Genomic DNA, 3093 nt, shown 5'->3' with positions numbered 1-3093 from the left:
CCGACGGCCTGCGCAAGGCCCCGGGCGCCGTCTATGCCCTGGTGCAGACCGTGCTGCTGCAGGACGAAGCGCTCAAGCGTGCCAATGACCGCATCCAGGAATTGGAGGCGAGCCATGCACCTGAGCAGAACCAGTCCGGTGGTTTCCTGGATTCGATGCGCGGCACGCTGTTCGGCGGCGGGTCGTCACGCAGCTCGGTCCCGAACGTGCCGCCGCGCGACAGCCGCCCGGTCTGGAACACCGGTCAGGCGATGCAGCAGGCGCAGCCGCCCGGCTATGGTCAGGGTCAGCCCTATGGTCAGGGCTATGGCGCCCCGCCGGTCGGCGGTGGCGGCGGTTCGTTCCTGGGCACGGCGGCTGCGGCCGCAGCCGGCGTCGTCGGCGGCTCGCTGTTGCTCTCCAGCATCCGCGGCATGATGGGCGGATCGCACGGGCAGGCCTTCGGCGATACCAATGCCCTGGGCGACCGTAGCTCCAGCCCGTGGAGCGGCGACCAGTCCGGTGGCTCGCTGGCCCGCGATGCCGGCCTTAACGACATCGGCTCGCGTCATCGCGATGAGCCGCAGCAAGACTCGCGTCAGGGCTATTTCGACCAGGCGTCGAACGACGACCAGGACGATGATGACGACGGCTTTGACAATGACGACAGCGATTTCGGCGGGGGCGATGACGGCGGCAGCGATTACGCCTGAGTGAGCCTGCGTCCCAAAACAGAACGGCCGCCCACCGGGCGGCCGTTTTGTTTCAATGGAACTCGGTGACGTCAGCCGCCCCAGTTCTGGTAGGGATTGCCGTAGTTCGCTGGCGCCGAGTACGGGGTGGAATAAGGGACATAGGCATAGCCCTCAGCCGCGCGCGGCGTGAGCTGGGGGGCGAAGGTCTGAGCGGCAGGCGCTGCATGCCGCTTGTGGTGCACCGGCGCCGCACTGACCGTGGCGGTCAGGGCGACGAGAAGTCCTAAAGCCAAGATTGTACGCATCGCATTGCTCCAGATTAAGTTGCCATGCGTAGCTAGGCTTCCGGCCTTGTCGCACCATACGCCGCGACTTCACGATTGCTCACATCCGCGGCATCAGCGAGGCCGCGCGATCCTCACATCACCACGACCCTGGTGCCGACATTGACGCGGCCGTAGAGGTCGATGACGTCCTCGTTGCGCATGCGGATGCAGCCGGAGGAGACGTTGGTGCCGATGGTCCAGGGCTCGTTGGAGCCGTGGATGCGATAGAGCGACGAGCCCAGATACATCGCCCGGGCCCCCAGCGGATTTTCCGGCCCGCCTTCCATGTGCCGCGGCAGATCGGGACGGCGCACCAGCATTTCCGGCGGCGGCGTCCAGGCCGGCCATTCCTTCTTGGCCGAGATCGTCTTGACGCCGGACCAGGTGAATCCGGGACGGCCGACGCCGATGCCGTAACGCATCGCCTTGCCGCCTCCCTGCACCAGATAGAGGAACTTGTTCGGCGTATCGACGACGACGGTGCCGCTGCCTTCGTTGCCGTGATAGTCAACAAGTTGTTTCTCGAATTTTGGATCGAATTGGCGCTGGCGCGGATCGAGCGCCTCGTCCTGCCGCGCGCCCTGCATCTGCGGCTGGCCCATCGGCGGCAACTGCCGCGGATCGTAATAGCCCGGCTGCTGCTGATACATCGGCTGCTGCTGCGGATAGTAGGCTTGCCCTTGTCCCTGCGGCCGGTCGCCGAACAGGAACTCGATGAAGCCGCCGCCCATGCCCGCGCGCTCGTTGGAGGCAACGCGCACCGGCTGGGGCTGTTGCTCACGCGCGTAGGTCGCGGCTGGCTCTGCGGGGATTGCGGTGTCGATCGCGGATGCCGGATCGACGCCGACAACGAGGGTGCACGCGCCGCCAAGCAGCGCGACGGACATTTTCTTGAACATCGACGTACTCTGTACTGTTTCGTCTGTGCCGTTCATCGCGACGAGCGCTTCACTGATCTGCCCTCGCGACGAGGCCACTTAAGATCAAAAGCCGCTTCGTTTGGTAAACGGAAACCGCGTTTTGATTCACCACGTCGTCAACGGACGCCGGATTTGGCGACTAGCGTTTATTTTCGGTGAACGGCGCGCCCGCATGGTTAACCGCTCCTTTTCGCGCAATCGGAAGCGGTTGCACGACAGTTCCTCGCGTGAACCTCATGTTAAATCGCTGTGGTCTAGAAAGGCCGCGTGAGTGAGGTGGGGGGAGTACAGAATGGCTGTTCACCGCAAACGTTTTCGTGCCGAGGAAGGTATCGTCGGCGAAGTGCTAATTCCCGAAATGACCGACGAGTCCGCGCCGATGCATAGCGAGATCATGTCCGAGTTGCGCGCCATCCGCGCCCAGATGGCAAGAAATTCCCATGCCGCACACGCTTCGCCGGCCTCGCCCGAAGCCGTCGTCGCGCATGAAGTCGCCGAGACCCGCGCGATGCTGGAAACCTACCGCGCCCAGATCGAACAGTGCGAGAAGCTGAAGGTCGAGCTCGACCTCATTCACGACGCCATCAACCGCACCAAACGCGAGATCGCGACGCTGCACGGCAAGAGCTTTGACGGCGGCGAGATGGCCAAGGTCAATGGCGAGCTCGGCGCCGTCGTCGGCGGTACCGAACAGGCCACCCAGCAGATCCTCGAAGCGGCGGAGTCGATCGACCAGGCGGCGAGCGCCCTCTCCAAGGTGGATTCGGTCGACCAGCAGAAGCGCCTTGCCGACGACATCCAGGAACGCGTGATCTCGATCTTCGAGGCCTGCAACTTCCAGGATCTCACCGGCCAGCGCATCAGCAAGGTGATGAACACGATGAAGTTCATCGAGCAGCACATCAATGCGATGATGGAGATCTGGGGCGGCGTCGACGCGATCAAGGCGCACGCCACGCCGATCGTCGACACCCGCGACGAAGATTCCAAACTGCTCAACGGCCCGAAGCTCGCCGGCGACGTCGGCCACGCCTCGCAGGACGACATCGACGCGCTGTTCGACTGAGCGGACGCAATAGAGACAAAACAAAACGCCGGCCCGAGGGCCGGCGTTTTTGTTTTTTGGCCTTTACGTCATTCCGGAGCTCGCGAAGCGAGAACCCGGAATCTCGA

The 3093-nt window shown here is 64.0% G+C and carries 4 protein-coding genes; 2 read left to right on the top strand and 2 right to left on the bottom strand.

The window, feature by feature from the left end; genetic code table 11:
- On the top strand, nt 1-692 hold a 692-nt coding region (locus C2U70_RS25370), incomplete at its 5' end, for a DUF2076 domain-containing protein (RefSeq protein ID WP_140981364.1).
- 71 nt (nt 693-763) lie between these two features.
- On the opposite strand, the gene C2U70_RS25365 is transcribed toward C2U70_RS25370, so the two are convergent.
- Both C2U70_RS25365 and C2U70_RS25360 read right to left on the bottom strand, forming a co-directional pair.
- The gene (locus C2U70_RS25365; RefSeq protein WP_140981363.1) at nt 764-979 is read right to left on the bottom strand and encodes a hypothetical protein; all 216 of its coding nucleotides are present in this window, start codon (nt 977-979) and stop codon (nt 764-766) included.
- Nucleotides 980-1092: 113 nt separating this feature from the next.
- Nucleotides 1093-1899, bottom strand: a complete 807-nt coding sequence (locus C2U70_RS25360) for a L,D-transpeptidase (protein WP_140981362.1) — start codon at nt 1897-1899, stop codon at nt 1093-1095.
- 313 nt (nt 1900-2212) lie between these two features.
- On the opposite strand from C2U70_RS25360, the gene C2U70_RS25355 reads away from it, so the two are divergent.
- A complete protein-coding gene (locus tag C2U70_RS25355; RefSeq protein WP_186294460.1) occupies nt 2213-2986 on the top strand; it encodes a protein phosphatase CheZ in 774 nt (257 codons plus the stop codon).
- The last annotated feature ends 107 nt before the right edge of the window (nt 2987-3093 follow it).

The organism is Bradyrhizobium guangdongense (genome assembly GCF_006483445.1).
GTDB classification, from domain to species: domain Bacteria; phylum Pseudomonadota; class Alphaproteobacteria; order Rhizobiales; family Xanthobacteraceae; genus Bradyrhizobium; species Bradyrhizobium guangdongense_A.
The sequence above is the reverse complement of the archived record's forward strand: the minus strand, read 5'-3'. Positions and strand labels throughout refer to the sequence as shown.